Raw genomic sequence first — 20,073 nt, 5'->3', positions numbered from 1 at the left:
GGGTGGTCGGGGGCTGCCCGGTGCGGGGCGGGGACCGGCTGCTGCTGGTGGCCCGGCACGCGGCGGGGGCGCACCGGCGGGACCCGGACGGCCGGGCTCCGGCGGGGCCGGGGGTGGCGCGGCTGGTGTTCGGGGCGGGCCCGCACGCCTGCCCGGGCGCCCGGCTGGCCACCGCCGCGCTGGCCGACGTCCTGGAGGCGCTGGCCCCGTACCGGCCGGTGGTGACCCGTTCCCGGGTGGACCGGCGGGCGGCCCTGCCGGGGTGGCGGGAGCTGACGGTGCGGGCGGGCACGGGCGGCTTCCGGCCGGGCCCCGGCACCCTGCCCGGCAGGCCGGGAGCCCGCCCGCGGGGGCGTGGGCCGGCGGCCGGGGCCGTCCCGGGCGCCCGGGCGGACCGCCCGCACGGGAGCGGGACGACGGGGGAGGTCGGCGCGTGAGGATCGCGGTGACGGGGGCGAGCGGGTTCTGCGGCGGGCACGTCGCCCGGGCGGCGGCCGCGTCCGGCGCGTCGGTGGTGTGCCCGGGGCGCCGGCCGGGCCCGCTGGGCGAGCACCGGTTCTGGGACGCCGCGGTGGCCGTGCCGGACCTGTCGGGGGTGGACGCGGTGGTCCACTGCGCGGCGGCGGTGGGCGATCCGGCGCCGGGTCCGCGGGCGGAGGCGGCGATGCGCGCCGTGAACGTGGCGGGCACGGCCCGGCTGCTGCGGGCGGCGGCGGGGCGGCCGGTGGTGTGGGTGAGCAGCGCGAGCGTGTACGACCCGCGCCGGGACCGGTCCCGGGTCACGGAGGACCACCCGCGTGCGCACCACCTGGGCGCCTACGGGCGTACGAAGGCGGAGGGCGAGGCCCTGGCCCTGGCGGCGGGCGCGGTGGTGCTGCGGCCGAGGGCGGTCTACGGCCCGGGCGACACCCAGCTCCTGCCCCGGCTGCTGTCCCGGGTCCGGGCGGGCACCCTGTTCCTGCCGGGCCCGGACGTCCGGCTCAGCCTGACGGCGGTGGAGAACCTGGCGGAGGCCTGCCTGGCGGCGGTGGGCTGGCCGCCGGGCGCCTACAACGTGGCGGACGCCGAGCCGTACGGGCGGGACGCGGCGGTGACCGCGGTGCTGCGCGCCCACGGGCTGCGGGCCCGGGTGCGCCGGCTGCCGCTCCCGCTGGCCGCCGCGGCGGCCCGGGCGGCGGAGTCGGCGGCCCGGTTCACGGGCGCGGAGCCGGCCCTCAGCCGTTACGCGGTGGACCAGCTGGCCCACCCGGTGGTGCTGGACCTGGCGAGGGCCCGGTCCCGGGGCTGGGCCCCGGGCCGGTGCCTGGAGGACTATCTGGCGGGCGTGCGTCCGGTCAGCCGCCGTTGCTGATGCTGCAGTTGGCGTCGGGGGCGCGGCCGGCCGGCCAGGCGATCCGGTCGAAGGCCGCGGTCTTGGTCGCCGGGTCGAGGTGGACGATGGGCACGGCCTTGTTGTAGGGGTTCCCGTACTGGTCGAGGCAGATCCAGCCGCTGGCGCCGTCGACCCGGTTGGTGCCGTGCAGCCGCAGCCAGCTGTCGCGGACGTCGGTGAGGCCGGGCATCTTGACCGCGCCGACGGTGTCGTTGCGGATGCCCGCGATGGCGGTGGTGACCGCGTCGTAGGTGATGATGACGCGGCCGTCGGACAGCGTCGCGGGGCCGATGGAGGGCCCGGACGCCGGCTGGGCGTCGTGGAGGAGGGAGGCGAGTTCCCGGAGGGGGGCCTTGGAGCCGCCGGTCGCCTCGGTGCTGCCCTCGCCCCAGGCGTCGGGGTGGGCGAGTGCCGCGTAGCGCACGGTGATGCCGGCGCCCTTGGTGAGGGCGTTCCACTGGTCCGCGAACTTCTCGTCGACGGTCAGGGTGGAGGCGTGCGAGCCGGTGATGACGGTGTAGTGCTTGTCGCAGTTGCGGCCGCCGAGTTCGACGAGGAACTGGCGCAGCTGGACGGGCCGGCCGGCGAAGTAGACGGTCTTGGCGTTGGAGGAGCAGATGTCCGGGACCATCTGGTGGAAGTCGTTGGCGAGGTTGCCCTCTTCGGTGAAGTCCTGCGGCGAGCGGAAGGTCTCGGGGGCGTTGGGCGCGCCCGTGGCGAGCTTCTCGAAGGTCTCGCGCAGGGTGGCGAGGTAGTTGTCGCCCTCGCGGATGTCCTCGACGACCATGGTCTCGGCGGGTTTGATGTCCGCCCCGTACGAGCCGAGGGCCTTCGCCTGGTCGGTGTTGCTGGGGGCGATGCGGGCGAGTCCGGGGTACTGGTTGTCGGGGCCGTTCTTGATGTCGTCGGCGGTCATGGGGCCGGCGACGACGGGGATGCCCTTGTCGCGGGTGAGGTAGCGGACGGTCTCCGCGGTCTCCTTGAGGCTGATGTTGATGCCCGCGACGGCCCTCAGGTTCTCCTTGTCGGAGGCCGCGGCCCTGACGAGGGCGTCGGCGACGGGCCGCCAGTACGCGTAGTTGCGGCCGGGGTTGGCGAGCAGCAGCCGGATCGGCGGCTGTTTGCCGTTGGCCTGGTGGTTGGCGCGGTACTGCGCGAGGTAGGCGCCCTGGACCTGCTCGACGAACTCGCGCTGCTCGGCGGCGTTGTCGGAGGTCATCGGGATCATCAGGGCGATGGTGGCGGGGGTCTTGCCCGCGACTGCGTCGTTCTCCGCCTTGATCCGGCCGAAGACCGGGCCGAGGTCATCGGCGAAGGAGTAGCCGCCGTCGGTGACGCCGGTGCACTCCTGGCGGGGCCCGCGCCGCTCGACTCCGGTGGCGCAGGACGGGTCGTCCCTGATGACCCCGGTGTACGTGAGGTAGCCGCCGGCGCACAGGGCGACGGCGAGGACGGCGATCACCAGGGCCTTGTAGAGCGGGCCGTCGGGAAGCAGCTTCATGGCGCGGACTCTCCGTAGGTGGGCAGGTGGGGCGGCTGGCGCCAGTGCCCCAGGAGCGCGGGCCACTCCTCGTGCGCCCGGTAGAAGACCTTCTGGGCCGCGGGGGCGCCGCTCTGGGCCATGGCCAGGGTGAGCAGCTGGAGCCGGACGGTGCCGATCGCGTCCTGCCGGGGTGCCGCGAGGGGCGGGGACTGCGCCCACAGGGCGGACACGAGGAGCCGTACGGCCCGGTGGACCGGGTCGTTCCGGGGCGCGCAGGCGGAACACTCCTCCGTGTACTCCGGGGGCGGGGGCAGGGACCGCGGGGGGCGCGGTGCGGCGCAGACCAGGTTGAGGGCGGCGAGCCAGTCGGGGGCGTCCTGCTCGGCGAAGCGGCGGTGCAGGGCGTGGACGACGGACTCCTCCTCGCCGAGGGCGAGCGAGTGGTGCAGGAGGCGGACGTCGGGCCGCTCGGCCGCGGTGCCGCGCCCGTGGGGGTCGTAGAAGGAGCGCAGCCGCAGGTGGAGGTGTTTCCACTGCTCGGCGTCGGGGGTCCGCCGGGTGAGGGCGGTGAGCTCGTGCAGGAGCAGCGCGCGCAGGACGGGGTCGCCGACGAAGGGGCCGCCGGTGCCGGGCCAGGGGCGGCTCCCCCAGCACCCGTCGCGCAGCTCGGCCGCGGCCTCCAGCACCGGTACGCCGCCGGGATCGCCCGGCGGGTAGCCGGCGCCGAGCCGGTGCACGGCCTGGTCGTCGAGGGCGGGAGAGTAGTACGTCAGGCGCCGGCGGGCGACTTCGCCGGGGACCAGGGTCGCGAGGATCCGCTCGTTCACGGTGGTGGCGGACTCGGGGCCGGCCGGCAGGTCGAGCAGGCCTGGCGGGTCGGCGGCGGCGGCCCCGTCGTGGAGGCGCGGGTGCAGCCGGACGGCCTGGACGAGGGCGTGGACGATCCCGGCCCGCCCGGCGCTGATCCGGTGGATCAGCTGGGCGGTGCCGGGGGCCGGCCGGTCCGCCCCGAACATCTCCTTGACCTCGTCGAGGGTCAGCGGCGCGAGGGGCAGGCGGGCCTGCCATCCGGCCGGCGCGTCCGGTCTGTCCGCCCGCCAGAACGCGCCGGGGGCGCTGCGGGTCGAGGGCGCGGTGTCCTCGGGGTCCGGGACCGGCGGGTCCTGGCTCAGCGCGGTGGCGACCACGGCGGGGCGCAGGGCCCGGTCCCCGGCGGACTCCTCGTGCCAGACCCGCGCCAGCTCGTCCAGGAAGGCCGCGCCGGCCGGGGTGTGGGCGTTGTCGAGGAGCAGCAGGGGGCGTGGCACCCGGTTCACGGTGTTCAGCCAGCCGTAGTGGTCCGCGATGTCCGCGAGGAGGGCCGCCAGCAGGTGCCGTTCCGCGTGTCCGCGGTCCTCCGCCTCGCCCCGGAAGGTCATGGCCAGCTCGGTCAGCTGGGCGAGCCCGTCGCCCTGGCGCCCCACCCGGCGGGCCCCCCACCACTTGAGGCCCTCCTTGTTGGCGCGGGCGCCGAGCAGTTCGGTGGCGACGATGCGGAGCAGGGGCCGCACCAGCTCCTCGACGCCCGGCGGCATGCCCGCCACCGCCGGCAGCGCGCCGGCCACCTCGTCGATCCAGCCGAGGACCCGTTCGTTGCGCGCCTGCTGGTCCGGCTGGCCGGCCCGCTGGAGCTCGCCGAGGCGGTGCCGTGCGGCCGGCATCTCGGAGGGGCGCACCGGCTCCCAGCTGGTGATCGCGAGGAGTCCCTGGACGAGCCGGGGGAAGGACAGCCTCCCGGCGAATTCGCCGGGTTTCTGGCTCAGTCCGTCCATCAGGTAGAAGAGCAGGTCCGAGGTGTGCGAGGCGTTCCTCGGGGCTTCGCCGTCGCCCGGCGCGGCGAGCCCGGGCTGGCCGAAGCGGTCCGCGCCGAGATCGGCGTAGGCCTGCGGGACGCGGTGCGCGTACTGCTCGGACAGGGCCCCCAGCAGGGCGGTCTTCCCGGACCCGCGGCCGCCGGCGCAGACGAGCAGCAGCGGCGTCCCGTCCGGGACGCGTAACCGCTTCGACCCCCTCGACCCCAGCCCGACCAGGGACGGAACCACGGTGTTCAGTACCGCAGAGCGTCCGTACAGCGCCACCGCGACCCCCCAGTCATCCGGCTCCGCGGCGCGATCGGCGCCCGCGATGGAAGGAGACTAGGCGAGTGCGCCGGGCGGCCGGTGGCATATGGGCACGGCCCTTGCCCCAGTTATCCATTCGTGACGCCGGGAGCCCCGGAGACCGTCGGTCTCCGGGGCTCCCGTACTTCTCGGCCGCCGCGTGTCCGCTCCGCTCAGCCCTCGGTCGGGGTGAGGCGCAGGGAGATGCTGTTGATGCAGTAGCGCTGGTCCGTGGGGGTCGGGTAGCCCTCGCCCTCGAAGACGTGGCCCAGGTGGGAGCCGCACTTCGCGCAGAGGACCTCGGTGCGGACCATGCCGTGCGAGGTGTCCGCCTTCAGTTCCACCGCCTCGGTGTCCTTCGGGTCGAAGAAGGACGGCCAGCCGCAGTGCGACTCGAACTTCTCGGAGGAGCGGAACAGTTCCGCGCCGCAGGCGCGGCAGGAGTAGACGCCCTCCGTCTTGGTGTCCGTGTACTCACCGCGGAAGGCCGGCTCGGTGCCCGCGAGGCGGAGTACCTGGTACTCGGACGGGGTCAGCTCCGCCTGCCACTGCTCGTCCGTCTTCTGGACCTCGTACGCCATGACGCTCCCGCTCCCTCAGTTCGACAGCCGGGCGAGGATCTTCGGTCCGAGATCCGTGACGTCGCCCGCGCCCATGGTGAGAACGAGATCACCGGGCTTGGCCATTCCCGCGATCACGTCGGCGACGGCGGCCTTGTCGTGCTCGGGGGTGACGTCGGCGCCCGCGGCGCGGGCGGCGGCGATGATGATCTCGCTGGTCACGCCGGGGACCGGGTCCTCGCGGGCCGGGTAGATGTCGAGGACGACGGAGGCGTCCGCGAGGGAGAGGGACCGGCCCATCTCCTTGCCGAGCTCCTGGGTGCGGGAGAAGAGGTGCGGCTGGAAGACGACGAGGATGCGGGAGTCGCCGGCGGCGCCGCGGATGGCCTCCAGGTCGGCGGTCATCTCGGTGGGGTGGTGCGCGTAGGAGTCGATGACCTGGACGCCGGCGGCCTCGCCCTTGAGCTGGAGGCGGCGCTTGACGCCGGTGTACTTGCCGAGGGCGGAGGCCAGGTTGTGCACGGGGACGCCGAGGGCGACGCCGGCGGCGAGGGCCGCGACGGCGTTGTGGGCGTAGTGGCGTCCGGGCACGGAGACCGTGAAGGTGAGCGGGCGGCCGCCGAGCACCACGGTGACCTCGCTGGTCAGACCGCGGGGGGTGATCTTGGTGATGCGGACGTCGGCGTCCTCGTCCTCGCCGTACGTGACGACGGTGAGGCCTTCGCGGCCGGCGACGCGGCGGGCGATCTCGGCGGCGCCGTCCTGGCCGTGGGCGACGACGAGGGTGCCGCCGGGGACGACCTTGCCGACGAAGGTCTCGAAGGACTCGTAGATCTCGTCCATCGAGGCGTAGTTCGCGTGGTGGTCGAGCTCCGCGTTGAGGATGATCGCGACCTGCGGGGCGTACTTGTGGAAGCTGCGGTCGCTCTCGTCGGCCTCGGCCACGAAGATGTCGCCCTCGCCGTGGTGGGCGTTGGAGCCGGGGGCGTCCAGGTCGCCGCCGATGGCGTACGAGGGGTCCAGGCCGAGCGCGGAGAGGGAGACCGCCAGCATCGAGGTGGTGGTGGTCTTGCCGTGGGTGCCGGCGACCGCGATCGGGCGCAGGCCGTCCATCAGGCCGGCGAGCGCGTCGGAGCGGTGCACGACGGGGATGCCGAGCTCGGCGGCGCGGGTCAGCTCCGGGTTGTCGGCGCGGATGGCGCTGGAGACGACCACGCAGGTGGAGTCGGGGGCGAGGTGGCCGGCGGCGTGCCCGATGTGGACCGTGGCGCCGTGGGCGCGCAGCGCCTCGGCGGTCTCGGAGTCACGGGCGTCGCTGCCGGCCACCTGCGCGCCGCGCTGGGCGAGGATCTTCGCGATGCCGGACATGCCGGCGCCGCCGATGCCGATGAAGTGGGGCCGTTCCATCGCGGTCGGCAGGCCGGGCTTCATTCAGGTCGCTCCAGGATCGAGTGGGTGGGGCTGTGCCCCCCAGCCTATTCGTTGTGGGCGAAGAGCTTCAGCACCGGAACCCCGACCTTGTGCCGCGCGCGGGAGGCCCAGTCGCGGTGGAAGAACTCCTCGACGAAGTGGGGGGCGGTCAGGACGATCACCTCGTCGGCGCCGGTCTCGTCGACGACGCCCTTGAGGTGGTCGAGCGGGTGGTTCTCGATGATCTGCCCGACGGCCTTGGCCCCCTTCTTGCGCAGGGCCGCCAGGGAGTGCTCCAGGGCCTGTGCGGCGGGGCCCCGGGCGGCCTCGCCCTCGGGGACGTCGGCCTCGCGGAGGGCTTCGGGAAGCTCGCCGAGCGCTACGTCGTCGATGGCGCGGAGCAGTCGGTCCTGATCGCCCCTGGGTTGCATGAGGACGACGAAGGAGACCGGGTCGTCTCCGTGCAGGGTGGTGACGAAGTCCACGTCCACCGTGGTCAGCGGCTGCTCGATCATCAATACGCTCGTGAACACGGACGCCCTCTCCTTCATGCGCCGGGGCCGGTCGGCCGGCCCCTGCGGAAACCATCCTGCCCCGCTGTGGCGCGGGGCGTGCGCAGGTATGCGTGCCCAGCTACGTACCCGTCGGAAGCTAAGCGGAACGCAGAATTCCGCTCGCTTGTCAGATCCGACGGTAGCTCGTGAAGAGGAACCCGGCCTCTTCCAGCACGGAGGCCGGTGCGAGCCGGTGCGGAACCGTGACGGAGGGCCCTCCGGCGATCCGCTGGGCGTCACCCGCGGTGAGCGTCGGGGAGATCGTCAGGCACAGCTCGTCCAGCACGTCGGCGGCCACGAACTGGCCCAGCAGCCGGGGCCCGCCCTCGGTCAGCTGGCGGCGCAGCCCGCGCGCGGCCAGCTCCCGCACGGCCCGCGCCGGGTCCACCGCGGCCCCCTCGCCCGCCACCACGACCTCGGCCCCGGCCGCGACGGCCTCGGCGACCCGGTCCGCGGGGGCGCCGGCCCCGGTCAGCACCAGGGTGGGCACCAGGGGGGAGGTGAACAGGGGCAGGGTGAAGTCCAGGTCCATGCTCGCGGTGACCACAGCGATGGCCGGGGCGGGGCCCTGGCCGGCGGCCTCGCGGCGGGCCGCGAAGGCCTCACGGGCCCTGGCCGGGCGGTAGCCCTCCTGCCGAACCGTTTCCGCACCGGCGATCACCACGTCCGCCAGGGCCCGCAGGGTACCGAAGATCTGCATGTCGGTCTCGCCGGAGATGGCCTGCGAGCGCCCGTCGTGCTGGGCGGCGCCGTCCAGGGTCGACACCATGTTCGCGCGCAGCCAGTGCTCCCCCGGGGCCCGCTCGGGATAGGCGTAGGCCTCCGCCAGCTCGTCCAGCGACCACGCGCGGTCGGCCGTGGCCCCCGTGGGGAGGGATGTCTGATCGGTCACAGGGAACAGGCGTCGCATCGGTGCAGTGTGACACGCCCCGTAGAGTTAAGAGCTGTGTCAACATCACTCTCCACCTCCGGTCCTGCCTCCGGGCAGCCCCCGATAGCCGACGCGGGTCCGCTGGCCCTGTGCGCCCGCGAGCCGCGCGTGCCCGCCGAACGGCTGGTGGCCGAGATGGTCCCGCCGCCGCGCTTCGACTCGGTGCGCTTCGACACCTACGACCCCGACCCGGCCCAGCCGAGCCAGAGCGAGGCCGTCACCGTGCTGAGCGGCTTCGCCGCCGGCCTCGGCGGCGCCCACGCGAGCGGCGCCGGCAAGCGCAAGTGGTTCCAGAGGAAGGCGCCCGCCCCGGCCGCCGGGCCGCGCGGGGTCTACCTCGACGGCGGCTACGGCGTCGGCAAGACCCACCTGCTGGCCTCCCTCTGGCACGCCACCCCGGCCGAGCCCGCGCTCAAGGCCTTCGGCACCTTCGTCGAACTGACCAACCTGGTCGGCGCGCTCGGCTTCCAGCAGACCGTGCAGACCCTGGGCGGACACCGGCTGCTGTGCATCGACGAGTTCGAGCTGGACGACCCGGGCGACACCGTGCTGGTGTCCTCCCTGCTCAGCCGCCTGGTCGAGCAGGGCGTGGCGCTGGCCGCCACCTCCAACACGCTGCCCGGCAAGCTCGGCGAGGGCCGGTTCGCCGCGGCCGACTTCCTGCGCGAGATCCAGGGCCTGTCCGCGCACTTCCGGCCACTGCGCATCGACGGCCAGGACTACCGCCACCGCGGCCTGCCCGAGGCCCCGGCTCCCTTCTCGGACGAGCAGGTCGCCAAGGCCGCGTACGCGACCCCCGGCGCGAGCCTCGACGACTTCCCGGGCCTGCTGGAACACCTGGCCAAGGTGCACCCGAGCCGCTACGGAGCGCTCACGGACGGGATCGCCGCGGTCTGCCTGACCGACGTCGTCCCCGTACCGGACCAGTCCACGGCGCTGCGCCTGGTGGTGCTGGCCGACCGGCTGTACGACCGGGAGGTCCCGGTGCTGGCCTCCGGGGTGCCCTTCGACAGGCTGTTCAGTGAAGAAATGCTCAACGGCGGTTATCGGAAGAAGTACTTCCGAGCCATATCGCGGCTCACCGCGCTCGCCCGCGACGCAAAACCCCTGGTGTCCCAGTAGGTTGGGCACGGCCGGGACGCCTTCGCGACCCGGCCGTATCCGCCGATGAAGGGACCCGTCATGGCCACCACCCGTACCGCGCACACCGAGTGGGAAGGCAACCTGCTCAAGGGCGCCGGCACCGTCTCCCTCGACTCCTCGGGCCGGGGCTCGTTCGAGGTCTCCTGGCCCTCGCGCGCCGAGGCCGCGAACGGCAAGACCAGCCCCGAAGAGCTGATCGCCGCCGCGCACTCCAGCTGCTACTCGATGGCGCTCTCGCACGGCCTCGACGGTGCGGGCACCCCGCCCACCCGGGTGGAGACCAAGGCCGACGTCACCTTCCAGCCCGGTGAGGGCATCACCGGCATCCACCTCACCGTGCGCGCCGAGGTCCCCGGCCTGGACGCGGAGGGCTTCGCCGCCGCCGCCGAGGACGCGAAGAAGAACTGCCCGGTCAGCCAGGCCCTGGCCGGTACGACGATCACCCTGAGCGCCGAGCTCGTCTGATCCCCTCCCCCGTCGTCACCGCCGGGCCCGCGCGCACTCCGCGCCGGGAGCCGGCGGGGTGACGGGGCGGGCCGTCCGGGACCCGGTGGGGTGACGGGCGGCCGCGCGCGCACGCGTCGGCGGGACGGCGGGGGTCCGGCGTGGTACCACGGGCCGGTCACATCTCCAGCCGTCCACCGGGGAGTTGCCGTTGTCCGTCACCCGACGCAGCCTGCTCGCGGCCGGCGCGGTCGCCTTCAGCGGCTCCCTCGCCCCGCTCCTCGCCCCGGGCCGGGCCCGGGCCTCCGCCCGCGGGTACGGGCCGCTGCTGCCCGATCCCGCCGGCCTGCTCGACCTGCCCGCCGGGTTCTCGTACCGGGTGCTCTCGCGCGCCGGCGACCCGCTGCGCTCCGGCGGGGGCACGGTGCCGTCCCACTGCGACGGCATGGCGGCCTTCGGCGCGGGCGGCGGCCGGGTGCGCCTGGTGCGCAACCACGAGAACCGGGCCGACGCCGCGCTCCGCGTCCCCGCCGTGGACGGTCTCACCTACGACCCCGGGGCCCTCGGCGGCTGCACCGCCCTGGAGCTGGACCCGGCGGGCGGGGTCGTCTCCGAGCGGGTGGCCCTGGCCGGGACCGCCGTCAACTGCGCGGGCGGCCGGACCCCCTGGAACACCTGGCTGAGCTGCGAGGAGACCGAGGACCGGGCCGGCGTCTCCGGGTACGCCCGCGACCACGGGTACGTCTTCGAGGTCGACCCCGCCGACCCGCACCGGCTCGGCGCCGTCCCGCTGACCGCGCTGGGCCGCTTCGCCCACGAGGCCGTCGCCGTGGACCCCCGCCGGGGCGTGGTCTACGAGACCGAGGACGCGTTCGTGCGCCCCTTCGGGCTGTTCTACCGCTTCCTGCCCGCGCGCCCGCTGGGCGGGCCCGGCTCGCTGCGGGCCGGCGGCGCGCTGGAGGCGATGCGCGTACCGGGGGTGCCCGACCTGTCGGCGGTGACGGAGCCGGGGACGGAGCTCCCGGTGGAGTGGGTGCCCGTCCCCGACCCCTCGGCGGCGGGGACCCCGGTCCGCCTCCAGGACTTCGGCCCGGGCGGGATCACCCACGCGCAGAAGCTGGAGGGCTGCTACTGGGGCGGGCCGGGGGTGTACTTCGTCTCCAGCTACGCCCGGGGCACCGAGGGCGCCGCCGCCGACCACCACGGCCAGGTGTGGTTCCACGACCCGCGGCGCGCCCGGATCCGGCTGGAGGCGCGCTTCGGCCCGTCGTCCGACGTCCGCCTTCCGGGGGACTCCCCCGACAACATCTGCCTGGCCCCCGACGGGGGGCTGATGGTGTGCGAGGACGGTGGCGGGGACCAGTACGTCTTCGGGGTGACCCCGGCCGGGGTGGTCTACCCGGTGGCGCGCAACGCCCAGGACGTCGGCAGGCCCGGGGCCCCCGCGTGGGGGGAGTTCGCGGGGGTCACCTTCTCCCCCGACGCGCGGACGATGTACGTCAACGCGTACACCCCCGGCACCACGTTCGCGGTGACCGGACCGTGGGGCTGACGGCGTGACGGGCGGGAAGGGCCGCAAGGGCGCGGCCGGCGGCGGGGCCGGGCTGCGGGAGCTGCTGCGGGCGGGCGCCGGGGGCCGCGTGGACCTCGGGGCGTACGATTCCTCGGCGCTCCCCGCGGGCCCCTCGGACAAGGCCGCCGGGCGGGCCGCCACCGCCGCGCTGGCCAGGCCCCTCGCCGGCCTCCAGGAGCGGCTCTACGCCGCCGCCACCGCCGGAGACCGCCGCCGCCTGCTGCTCGTGCTCCAGGGCATGGACACCTCCGGCAAGGGCGGCACGGTGAAACACGTGATCGGGCAGTTCAACCCCTCCGGCTGCCGCATCACCGCCTTCAAGGCGCCCACCCCGCAGGAGCGGGCGCACCCCTTCCTGTGGCGGGTGGAGAAGGCCCTGCCCGGGCCGGGCGAGATCGGCATCTTCGACCGCTCCCACTACGAGGACGTACTGATCGCCCGCGTCCGCGCGCTGGCGCCGCCCGCGGTGCTGGAGCGCCGGTACGAGGAGATCAACGCGTTCGAGCGCGGCCTCGCCGAGGACGGCGTGACCGTGGTGAAGGTCTTCCTCCACCTCGGCTTCGAGGAGCAGCGCGAGCGGCTGCTGCGGCGGCTCGACCGCCCCGACAAGCGGTGGAAGTTCGATCCGGGCGACATCGAGGAGCGCGGCATGTGGCCCGCGTACCGGGAGGCGTACGAACGGGTCCTGGAGCGCTGCTCCCCGGACGCCGCGCCCTGGTACGTGGTGCCCGCGGACCGCAAGTGGTACCGGAACTGGGCGGTCAGCCGGCTGCTGCTGGAGCACCTGGAGGAGCTGGACCCGAGGTACCCGCCCGCCTCGTTCGACGTCGAGGCGTGCCGTGCCCGGCTGATGGACGGATAGTCATATATTTTGCGTGGGTGACCCTTTCTGTACGCAAAGTGGCCGCCGTGGCCGCGCTCGGTGCCGTCCTCACGGGATGCGGGGGCGGCTCCGGCGCCCCCCAGGGCGCGGGCCGGGCCCGTATGGGCACCCCTGCGGCCTCCGGCCCCGCCTCCGCCGCCCCGTCCTCCGCGCCCGGGGCCCCCTCCGCCTCGCCGCAGGCCGGCACGCCCGCCCTGGTCCCGACGCTGGCGCCCGGGCCGAACGGCCTGACCCCGGTCTTCGAGCGGGCCCGGCAGCGCACCGAGAAGACGGTGGCGCTGACCTTCGACGCCGACATGACCTCCGACCAGGGCCCGCGCGCCGCCTCGGGGGAACGGTTCGACAACCCCGAGCTGATCGCCGCCCTGCGCCGGCTGAAGGTGCCGTCCACCGTCTTCATGACGGGGCGCTGGGCCGAGGAGTACCCCGACCAGGCGAAGGCCATCGGCACCGACCCGAACTTCGAGATCGCCAACCACTCCTACAGCCACCACGCCTTCAAGTCCCCCTGCTACGGGCTGCCCGCGCTGGACGCGCCCGCCGCCCGGGCCGACGTGGACCGGGCCTTCGCCGCCTTCAAGAAGGCCGGGGCGGTCAACACCGTGCCGTACTTCCGCTTCCCCGGCGGCTGCTACGACGACGGGGCGCTGCGCGCACTGGCCCCCGCCAAGGTGACCGCCGTGCAGTGGGACGTGGTCAGCGGGGACGCCTTCGCGAAGGACCCCGACGCGGTGGCCGAGCAGGTGCTGGCCGGGGTGAAGCCCGGTTCGGTGGTGGTCATGCACTGCACGCACAGCGCGGCGCCGGTCACCGAGCAGGCCGTCGAGAAGATCGTGCCGGAGCTCCGCAAGCGCGGGTTCCGGTTCGTGAAGGTGTCGGAGCTGATGGGGAAGTAACGTTTCGTCAGGCCCGGCGGTACGGGCACCCGCCGCCGGCGCCGGTCAGCCGGAGCAGGCCGTGCGCTGCGCCTCCTGCCACTCGCACACCGGGCACCGCACCGCGCCCGGGGTCGCGGCCCCGTACTCCGTGGTCCCGCCGCACTCCACGCAGTCCGCGAACGGCGGCCCCGGCGCGGCGGGGGCGGGGCGGCGGGAGGCGGCGTCCTGCGGCTGGTCCATGCGGACGAGCCTACGCGGCGCCCGGGCGCGCCCGCAGGCACACGAGCGCTCCCGCCGCCCCGGCCAGCAGCAGCGCCCCCGCCGACGCGCCGGCGGGGAAGGCCGGTTCGGCGGCGCCCGCCCGGGCGGCGCCGATCAGCGCGGACACCGCGGCGCGGGCCGGCGAGAACGGCGCGACCCAGGCGAGCAGGGAGCCGACGCCCGCCCCGAGGACGGCGAGCCCGCGCCCCGGGACCAGCGGCGGGCCGCACACCGCGCCCACGGCCGCCCCGGTCAGCGCGCACACGGCCACCGCCGCCACCCCGGCGAGGGCCACCGGGACGGGGGCGTGCCCGGCGGGGTCCCCCACCAGCAGGGTGTAGGCCGCCGCGAGCAGCCCGGTGAGCAGGGCCGCGCCCAGGCCGGTCAGCAGGGCGGCGGCGTGCGTCCGGGCCGGTCCGGCCGCGGCGGAGGTGCAGGCGCGGGCCGCCGGGGGCTCGGCGGTGGCGCAGACCCGCACCAGCCAGGCCGCCAGCGGGACCAGCCCGGCGGCGGCGTAGCCGAGGGAGTCGGGCGTCCGGTCGCCGGGCTGGATGCCGATGCCCATGAAGACGGCGTACACGGCGAAGGGGGCGAGCCAGCCCTGGGAGCGCAGCAGCAGCGCCCCCTGGTAGCGGAGCAGGGCGGTCACGGGAGTTCCTCCACGGCGCGGATGTGCCAGGGCGGCCGGGCGGTGAGCAGCTCGCGCAGCACGGCGTCGGACCGGCCGGCCCCGACGGTCAGCAGGATCCCGCCACCGGGCGCGGACACGGCGCCCTCCGGCGGCACGCTGCCGGGCGGCCCGGAAGCATGGATCCGCACGACGGCCACCCGAACCGGCCCGGCGGGCCCGGCCGGCCCGGCAAACACGGATTCCAGGGTGCCGCCCCGAACGCGGTAGCGGGCGTCGGGGCGGCCGGCGAGCCGCGCGGGGTCGTGGTCGACGAAGACCACCGTGCCGCCGGCGGCGGTGCGTTCGGCCACGGCGCGGTCCAGCTCGGCGCGGGCGGACGCGTCCAGGCCGGTCCAGGCCTCGTCGAGGACGAGGAGCCCGGGGTCGGCGAGCAGCGCCTGGGCGACGGCCACCTTCTGGCTGGTCCCCTTGGACAGTTCGGACAGGGGCGTGCGGGCGTAGGCGCCGGCGCCGAACCGCTCCAGCCGGTCGGCCGCCCGCCGGGCCGCCTCGGTGCCGGTGAGCCCCTGCACCCGGCCCAGGTGGGTCAGGTAGGCCCCGGCGGTGAGGGGCAGGGCGGCCGGGAAGCGCTCGGGCACGTACGCCGTGCGGCGCGGGCGGCCGGTGATCCGGCCCTCCGTCGGGGTGTCGATGCCGGCGAGGAGCCGGAGCAGGGTGGACTTGCCGCCGCCGTTGCCGCCCTCGATCCGTACGAGGGTGCCGGGTGCCAGCTCCGCCTCGACCCCGCGCAGGACCCAGGGCCGCCGCCGGCCGTAGCGGCGGCCCACCGCGGCCAGCCTCAGTGCGCCGCCGCCGTCTCGGTGAGCTCGCTGGGCCGGACGATGACGAAGCCCTCGCCGCGCAGCATCAGCTGGACGGCCTCGCCGGAGCCGCCGCGGATCATGGAGCCGACGGACTGGGAGCGGTGCAGCCCGGTTTCGAGCTGGGCGCTCCAGCCGACGACCGCGTCCGTGTCCACGTAGACCGGCGACTGCGCGGTGACCGGGATGATGATCGGGTTGCCGTCGCAGACGACGGCGAGCTTCCCGGTGCCGGTGAAGAGGCTGTTGAAGAGTCCGCCGCCGGTCATCCCGGCGCCCTTGACCATCTTGATCTCGTACGACAGCGTCGCGTCGAAGCACAGGACGTTGCGCCCGTTGATGGTGAGGGCGTCGCCGGGCTCGAAGTCGATGATGAAGCAGTTGCCGGCCTGGTGGGCGAACCAGGCCTCGCCCTGCCCGCGCACGGACATCAGCGCCAGCCCCTCGCCGGTGACGGCCCGCTTGAGCATGCCGCCGATGCCCTGGCCCTTGCGCTCGAACTGGAGGTTGCCGCGGAAGGCGACCATGGAGCCCTGCCGGGCCAGCATCTCGCCGTTGACGGCGTACTTGACGGACTTGGCGTTCTGCAGGGTCATCCCGGGGGCCGCGGCGGGCTGGGCCAGGTTCTCGCTCGCGAAAAGGTCGCTCTTCATGGACCCGATCCTCACCCGGGCCGGCCACCCGGGGCATCCTCCTCAAGACGGAGCCTGGCATCCTTGACGGGATGAGCAGCGAGCACGCGAACCAGACCTCAGAGGTACCCGCGGTGGGGGCCGACAGCCCCTTCCGGCAGGAGCACGTACTGCGCGACGAGGCACCGCAGTTCGTCCTGCCGCTGGTGGTGCGGATCGAGAAGGCCGAGCCGCCGGCCCGGACGGACGCGCTGGAGACTGCGGCCCGGGCGGTGCTGGTCCTCCTCACGGACGAGCGCGCGCACGGGGAGGGCGAGTGGGCGCGGGCGGTCCGCGACTGGCAGGACGCCCGGATCCGCAAGGTGGTGCGCCGGGCGCGCGGCGCGGAGTGGCGCAAGGCGGCCGCGCTGCCGGGCGTCACGGTGCACGGCGCCGCGTCCGAGGTACGGGTCTTCCCGCCGGTCCCGCTGGACGGCTGGCCCAAGGAGCTGGCCAAGCTCCAGGTGTCGGGCACCGACCTGGACGACCCGGAGCCCGCGCCCGCGCCGGAGCCGGGGGTGCCGGTGCTGTGGCTCAACCCGGACCTCGGCATGTCGGCCGGCAAGGCGATGGCCCAGGCGGGCCACGCGGCGCAGCTGGCCTGGTGGGAGCTGACGGCGGCGGAACGCGCCCTGTGGCAGGCCTCGGGCTTCCGCCTGGCCGTCCGCACGGCCCCGCGCGAGCGCTGGGCGCAGCTGAGCGCGAGCGGCCTCCCGGTGGTCCGCGACGCCGGTTTCACGGAGATCGCCCCCGGCAGCTGCACGGTCGTCTCGGACCACCCGGCCCTGCGGGCACGGCTGTAGAGCCGCCGCCGGCCCGGTCCCGGCGAATCGCCCCGGACGGATGCGCCCGGGGCGGGAACCTCAAATGTTGCTCTGAACGTCCCCTCCCGGTGGTTGGCCCGTTCGCGTCCGGGCCATGACATCCGCACGGAGTCCTTGAGAGGGGGCGAGGGGGACATGAAGCCCATGGCACGCCTGGGGGTGGGCATCGGCTGGCGGCCTGAGATCGCCGGGGTGGTCGAGCGGCTGGAGGGGCTGGACTGGGTCGAGGTGGTGGCCGAGAACGTGTGCCCGGGCCACCTGCCCGAGTCCCTGCTGCGGCTGCGCGAGCGCGGGGTGACGGTCGTGCCCCACGGGGTGTCGCTCGGCATCGGCGGCGCCGACCGGCCGAACGCCGGGAGGCTGGCCGCGCTCGGGGAGCGGGCGGTGGCGCTGGGGGCGCCCCTGGTCACCGAGCACATCGCCTTCGTGCGGACCTCCTCGCCGGCGCTGGAGGCCGGGCACCTGCTGCCGGTGCCCCGGACCCGGGACGCCCTGGACGTGCTGTGCGAGAACGTGCGGATCGCCCAGGACGCGCTGCCGGTGCCGCTCGCGCTGGAGAACATCGCCGCGCTGGTGTCCTGGCCCGGGGAGGAGCTGACCGAGGGGGAGTTCCTGACGGAGCTCGTCGAGCGGACCGGGGTACGGCTGCTGATCGACGTCGCCAACCTGCACACCAACCGGGTCAACCGGGGCGAGGACCCGGCCGCCGTGCTGGACGCGATCCCGCTGGAGGCGCTGGCGTACGTGCACGTGGCCGGGGGCGTGGAGCGCGAGGGCGTCTGGCACGACACGCACGCGCACCCGGTGCCGCCGGTGGTGCTCGACGTCCTCGCGCGGCTGCGCGAACGGGTGGACCCGCCGGGGGTGCTGCTGGAGCGGGACGACGACTTCCCGGCGGGCGACGAGCTCGCCGGGGAGCTGGAGCGGATCCGCGCCGTGGCGGGCGCCCCGGCGGGCGCGCGGCCCGTGCGGAAGCCGGCCGTCGTACGGGAGGCGGACGCCGCGCCGGCCGGCGAGGCCGTGCGGACGCGGGTGGGGCTCGGGCAGGCCGCGCTGCTGTCGGCGCTGGTCGCCGGGACCCCGGTGCCCGAGGGGTTCGACCGGCAGCGGGTGCGGATCCAGGCGCGGGCGCTGGCCGCCAAGCGGGCCGACGTGGTGGCGAAGGTCGCGCCCGAGCTGCCCGGGATCCTGGGCGGGCCGCAGGCCTACCGCACCGCCTTCCTCGCGTACGCGCGGCGCCGGCCGATGGCGGGCGGCTACCGGCGCGACGCGCTGGACTTCGCGGAGCACCTGCTGATCCAGGACCTGCCGGACGACCCGGCGGCACGCCGCCGGCTCACCGCGTGGTGGCGGGACCGGGCCGGGGCGCGGCCGCCCGGGCGGATCGCCCGCTGGACCCGCGCGCTGACGGGGAGGGGACTGTGAACGTTCTCGCGGTGGCGGTGTGGGCCGCCGTCCTGCTGTCGAGCCTCGGGCTGCTGCTGGGGCCGCGGCGCGGGCGGGTGTCGGCAAGGGCCGAGGTGCACGACCTGTCGGAGGCCGCGTTCCTGGCGGGCGGGCCCGGGGCGGTCGTGGACGCGGCGCTCGTCGCGCTGCTCGGCGCCGGCCGCCTGGTGGCGGGCGGGCCGGGCATCGTCCACGAGGGGCGGCGCGCGAGCGGCGCCGACCCCGCCCAGCGGGCCGTGCTGGCGGCCCTGCGGGCGGCGCCGTCCGGCTGGCTGTACCAGGTGCGGTACGGGGCCATGCTGGACCCGGCGGTGCAGGAGACCGGGGACGCCCTCGCCGCGCGCGGGATGATCGCACCGCCCGGTGCGGGACGGGGGCGGCGGCGCTGGGGGCTGGTGCAGACGGTGGTCTGCGCGGTGCTGATCCCGGTGTCCCTGCCGGTGACGTTCGTGTCCATGGCGCTGACGCAGGAGTCGCAGGTCCCGTTCGTCCTCAAGGTGCTGCCGGTGCTGGCGGCCGGCATCGTGGCGGGCGCGACGGGTGCCCGGCGGGCCCGGCGGCGGGTGACCCCGGCGGGCCGGGCCGCGCTGAAGCGGGCCCGGGCGCGGTACGCCGCCGACCAGACCCCGGCGGTGCGGACGGCGCTGTTCGGGCTGCGGGGGCTGCGGGACCCGGGGCTGCGGGCCCAGTTGGTGCCCGCGGCGCGCGGTACCCGGCTGGCGGCGGCCCAGGCGCGGGGGCGGGCCTCGGCGGTGCGGTCCTCGCGCTCCTCCGACCCGCGTTCCGGCTCGGGCTCCGACTCCGACTCCGGGTCCTCGTCCGTCGACCTGGTGCCCGTGGTGTGGTGCGCGGCCTCCGACCCGGGCGGGTCCGCCGGTTCCGGCGGCTGCGGCGGCGGCTCCGGCTGCGGGGGTTCCGGTTCCAGCTGTTCGAGTGGGTCGAGCTGCGCCGGGTCCGCCGGCTGTTCGAGCGGTTCGAGCTGTTCAGGGGGGTCCGGCGGCTCCAGCTGCTCCAGCGGTTCGAGTTGCAGCAGTTCGTCCGGTTCCAGCTGCTCCAGCAGTACCTGACCGTCCATCACATCCGCGTCACGAGCTGCTCACGCTTGCGCGGCGCACGGCCGGCGCGGGCGGGGGCGGGTGTAGGAATCGCCCATGTTCTGGATCCTGTTCCTGCTGCTCGCCTGGGCCGGGGTGCTCGGCTCGGCCGCGCGCCTGCTGCGCGCCTCCTCCGCGGCGGCCGGGCCCCCGGCCGCCCCGACGGGCCGGCCGGGGGCGCCGCTCACCCTGTACGAGGCCGCGTACCTGGCCGGCGGGCCCGAGCGGGTGGCGGTGCTGACGCTGGTCTCGATGGAGCGCCGGCGCCGGCTGCTGCTCGCCCACACCGGCTGGGCCACCGTCGTCGACCCGGTCGCCCGCGACGCGTACGAGCGGTCGGTGCTGGGCGCGTTCGGCCCCGACGGGCAGTCCCCGGTGGCGGCCGTCCGGCGCGCGGCCGCCGCGCACACGGCCGTACGGGCCCTCGCGGACCGGCTGGCCGAGGCGGGCCTGGCGGTGCCCGAACGGGTCCGGGGCGCGGTGGCGGACGGGGTCCGGTCGGTCCGCCGGGCCGGGGTGCTGGTGGTGGCCATGGCGGCGGCCGCGCTGTCCGTACCGGCGGACGGGGCGACCGCGGCGGGGGTGGTGTACTGGTTCGCGCTGCCGCTGCTGCTCACCCTGTGCTGCCTGGCCGTGGCCGGCTCCGGGGGCTGCGCGCACTCCCCCTGGGCCTCCCCCGCCGGACAGCGCCTGCTCGTCGCACTGGACCGGGACCGGTCACCGGCCGACCCCCTCGCGGCGGTGGCGGTACGGGGCACCCGCGCGGTCCGCGACCCGGGGCTGCGGGCCGCCCTCACGGGGCGCGCGGCGGGCCGGACGACGGGCCGGGCCGGCGCGCCTTAGGGCCTGTCGTCAAACTCCCGTCGTCGCCCGAAGGGCGGCCCCGCGGCGTCTGGTGCGTGCTCTCGGCGTGCCGG

Annotated in this window: 20 protein-coding genes and 1 pseudogene; 11 read left to right on the top strand and 10 right to left on the bottom strand. The window is 75.8% G+C overall.

Annotation, left to right across the window (positions count from 1 at the left end; genetic code table 11):
• A pseudogene (locus tag AB0O29_RS27950) lies at positions 1–437 on the top strand (hypothetical protein); the annotation flags it as partial.
• Positions 434–1,351, top strand: a complete 918-nt coding sequence (locus AB0O29_RS27945) for an NAD(P)-dependent oxidoreductase (RefSeq protein ID WP_365156597.1) — start codon at positions 434–436, stop codon at positions 1,349–1,351. The pseudogene AB0O29_RS27950 and the gene AB0O29_RS27945, both read left to right, overlap by 4 nt.
• Here AB0O29_RS27945 and AB0O29_RS27940 read toward each other — a convergent pair.
• The 6 genes from AB0O29_RS27940 to AB0O29_RS27915 form a co-directional block, all read right to left on the bottom strand.
• Positions 1,335–2,873: an ABC transporter substrate-binding protein gene (locus AB0O29_RS27940; protein ID WP_365156594.1), complete on the bottom strand. Its 1,539-nt coding sequence runs from the start codon at positions 2,871–2,873 to the stop codon at positions 1,335–1,337. The two genes, AB0O29_RS27945 and AB0O29_RS27940, sit on opposite strands and share 17 nt — an antisense overlap.
• A complete protein-coding gene (locus AB0O29_RS27935) occupies positions 2,870–4,936 on the bottom strand; it encodes a hypothetical protein (RefSeq protein WP_365156591.1) in 2,067 nt (688 codons plus the stop codon). Before AB0O29_RS27935 ends, AB0O29_RS27940 begins: the two co-directional genes overlap by 4 nt.
• A 230-nt stretch (positions 4,937–5,166) precedes the next feature.
• Positions 5,167–5,574 (bottom strand): peptide-methionine (R)-S-oxide reductase MsrB, encoded by a 408-nt coding sequence (msrB, locus tag AB0O29_RS27930; protein ID WP_365156588.1) that lies wholly within the window; start codon positions 5,572–5,574, stop codon positions 5,167–5,169.
• A 15-nt stretch (positions 5,575–5,589) separates the two neighbouring features.
• Positions 5,590–6,984, bottom strand: a complete 1,395-nt coding sequence (murC, locus tag AB0O29_RS27925; protein ID WP_365156585.1) for a UDP-N-acetylmuramate--L-alanine ligase — start codon at positions 6,982–6,984, stop codon at positions 5,590–5,592.
• 44 nt (positions 6,985–7,028) lie between these two features.
• Positions 7,029–7,496 (bottom strand): indole-3-glycerol phosphate synthase, encoded by a 468-nt coding sequence (locus AB0O29_RS27920; protein WP_365156582.1) that lies wholly within the window; start codon positions 7,494–7,496, stop codon positions 7,029–7,031.
• Positions 7,497–7,644: 148 nt separating this feature from the next.
• Positions 7,645–8,427, bottom strand: a complete 783-nt coding sequence (locus AB0O29_RS27915) for a pyrimidine reductase family protein (RefSeq protein ID WP_365156580.1) — start codon at positions 8,425–8,427, stop codon at positions 7,645–7,647.
• Positions 8,428–8,463: 36 nt separating this feature from the next.
• On the opposite strand from AB0O29_RS27915, the gene zapE reads away from it, so the two are divergent.
• From zapE to AB0O29_RS27890, 5 genes are all read left to right on the top strand, one after another.
• Positions 8,464–9,570 carry a cell division protein ZapE gene (gene zapE, locus AB0O29_RS27910; protein ID WP_365156577.1) on the top strand — a complete coding sequence of 369 codons (1,107 nt, stop codon included), beginning with the start codon at positions 8,464–8,466 and terminating at the stop codon, positions 9,568–9,570.
• Positions 9,571–9,630: 60 nt separating this feature from the next.
• A complete protein-coding gene (locus AB0O29_RS27905) occupies positions 9,631–10,056 on the top strand; it encodes an OsmC family protein (RefSeq protein ID WP_365156575.1) in 426 nt (141 codons plus the stop codon).
• Between the two features lie 184 nt (positions 10,057–10,240).
• Complete coding sequence (locus tag AB0O29_RS27900) at positions 10,241–11,587, top strand: alkaline phosphatase PhoX (RefSeq protein WP_365156572.1); 1,347 nt, start codon at positions 10,241–10,243, stop codon at positions 11,585–11,587.
• 4 nt (positions 11,588–11,591) lie between these two features.
• Entirely contained in the window at positions 11,592–12,470 is an 879-nt protein-coding gene (locus AB0O29_RS27895; protein WP_365156569.1) for a PPK2 family polyphosphate kinase, read from the top strand.
• Positions 12,471–12,487: 17 nt separating this feature from the next.
• Positions 12,488–13,387, top strand: a complete 900-nt coding sequence (locus tag AB0O29_RS27890; protein ID WP_365156566.1) for a polysaccharide deacetylase family protein — start codon at positions 12,488–12,490, stop codon at positions 13,385–13,387.
• A gap of 45 nt (positions 13,388–13,432) precedes the next feature.
• On the opposite strand, the gene AB0O29_RS27885 is transcribed toward AB0O29_RS27890, so the two are convergent.
• The 4 genes from AB0O29_RS27885 to AB0O29_RS27870 are packed head-to-tail and all read right to left on the bottom strand — an operon-like array spanning position 13,433 to position 15,774.
• A complete protein-coding gene (locus tag AB0O29_RS27885) occupies positions 13,433–13,609 on the bottom strand; it encodes a hypothetical protein (protein WP_365156563.1) in 177 nt (58 codons plus the stop codon).
• Between the two features lie 10 nt (positions 13,610–13,619).
• A complete protein-coding gene (locus tag AB0O29_RS27880; protein ID WP_365156560.1) occupies positions 13,620–14,279 on the bottom strand; it encodes an ABC transporter in 660 nt (219 codons plus the stop codon).
• Positions 14,276–15,103 (bottom strand): ATP-binding cassette domain-containing protein, encoded by an 828-nt coding sequence (locus tag AB0O29_RS27875; protein ID WP_365156603.1) that lies wholly within the window; start codon positions 15,101–15,103, stop codon positions 14,276–14,278. Before AB0O29_RS27875 ends, AB0O29_RS27880 begins: the two co-directional genes overlap by 4 nt.
• A complete protein-coding gene (locus tag AB0O29_RS27870; protein WP_344166221.1) occupies positions 15,100–15,774 on the bottom strand; it encodes an AIM24 family protein in 675 nt (224 codons plus the stop codon). The genes AB0O29_RS27875 and AB0O29_RS27870 overlap by 4 nt, the downstream gene beginning before the upstream one ends.
• Positions 15,775–15,845: 71 nt before the next feature.
• Between AB0O29_RS27870 and AB0O29_RS27865 the strand changes: the two genes are divergently transcribed.
• The 4 genes from AB0O29_RS27865 (at position 15,846) to AB0O29_RS27850 (ending at position 19,999) form a co-directional block, all read left to right on the top strand.
• Positions 15,846–16,595 (top strand): aminoacyl-tRNA hydrolase, encoded by a 750-nt coding sequence (locus AB0O29_RS27865; protein ID WP_365156557.1) that lies wholly within the window; start codon positions 15,846–15,848, stop codon positions 16,593–16,595.
• Positions 16,596–16,760: 165 nt separating this feature from the next.
• A complete protein-coding gene (locus AB0O29_RS27860) occupies positions 16,761–18,041 on the top strand; it encodes a DUF692 domain-containing protein (protein ID WP_365156600.1) in 1,281 nt (426 codons plus the stop codon).
• Complete coding sequence (locus AB0O29_RS27855) at positions 18,038–19,129, top strand: TIGR04222 domain-containing membrane protein (protein WP_365156554.1); 1,092 nt, start codon at positions 18,038–18,040, stop codon at positions 19,127–19,129. The genes AB0O29_RS27860 and AB0O29_RS27855 overlap by 4 nt, the downstream gene beginning before the upstream one ends.
• A gap of 84 nt (positions 19,130–19,213) precedes the next feature.
• Complete coding sequence (locus tag AB0O29_RS27850) at positions 19,214–19,999, top strand: TIGR04222 domain-containing membrane protein (RefSeq protein ID WP_365156552.1); 786 nt, start codon at positions 19,214–19,216, stop codon at positions 19,997–19,999.
• Positions 20,000–20,073 lie beyond the last annotated feature (74 nt).

The organism is Streptomyces sp. NPDC089915, from assembly GCF_040684675.1.
Lineage (GTDB): Bacteria > Actinomycetota > Actinomycetes > Streptomycetales > Streptomycetaceae > Streptomyces.
Note: the sequence above shows the minus strand (reverse complement) of the source record. Positions and strands in the feature narration are given on the sequence as shown.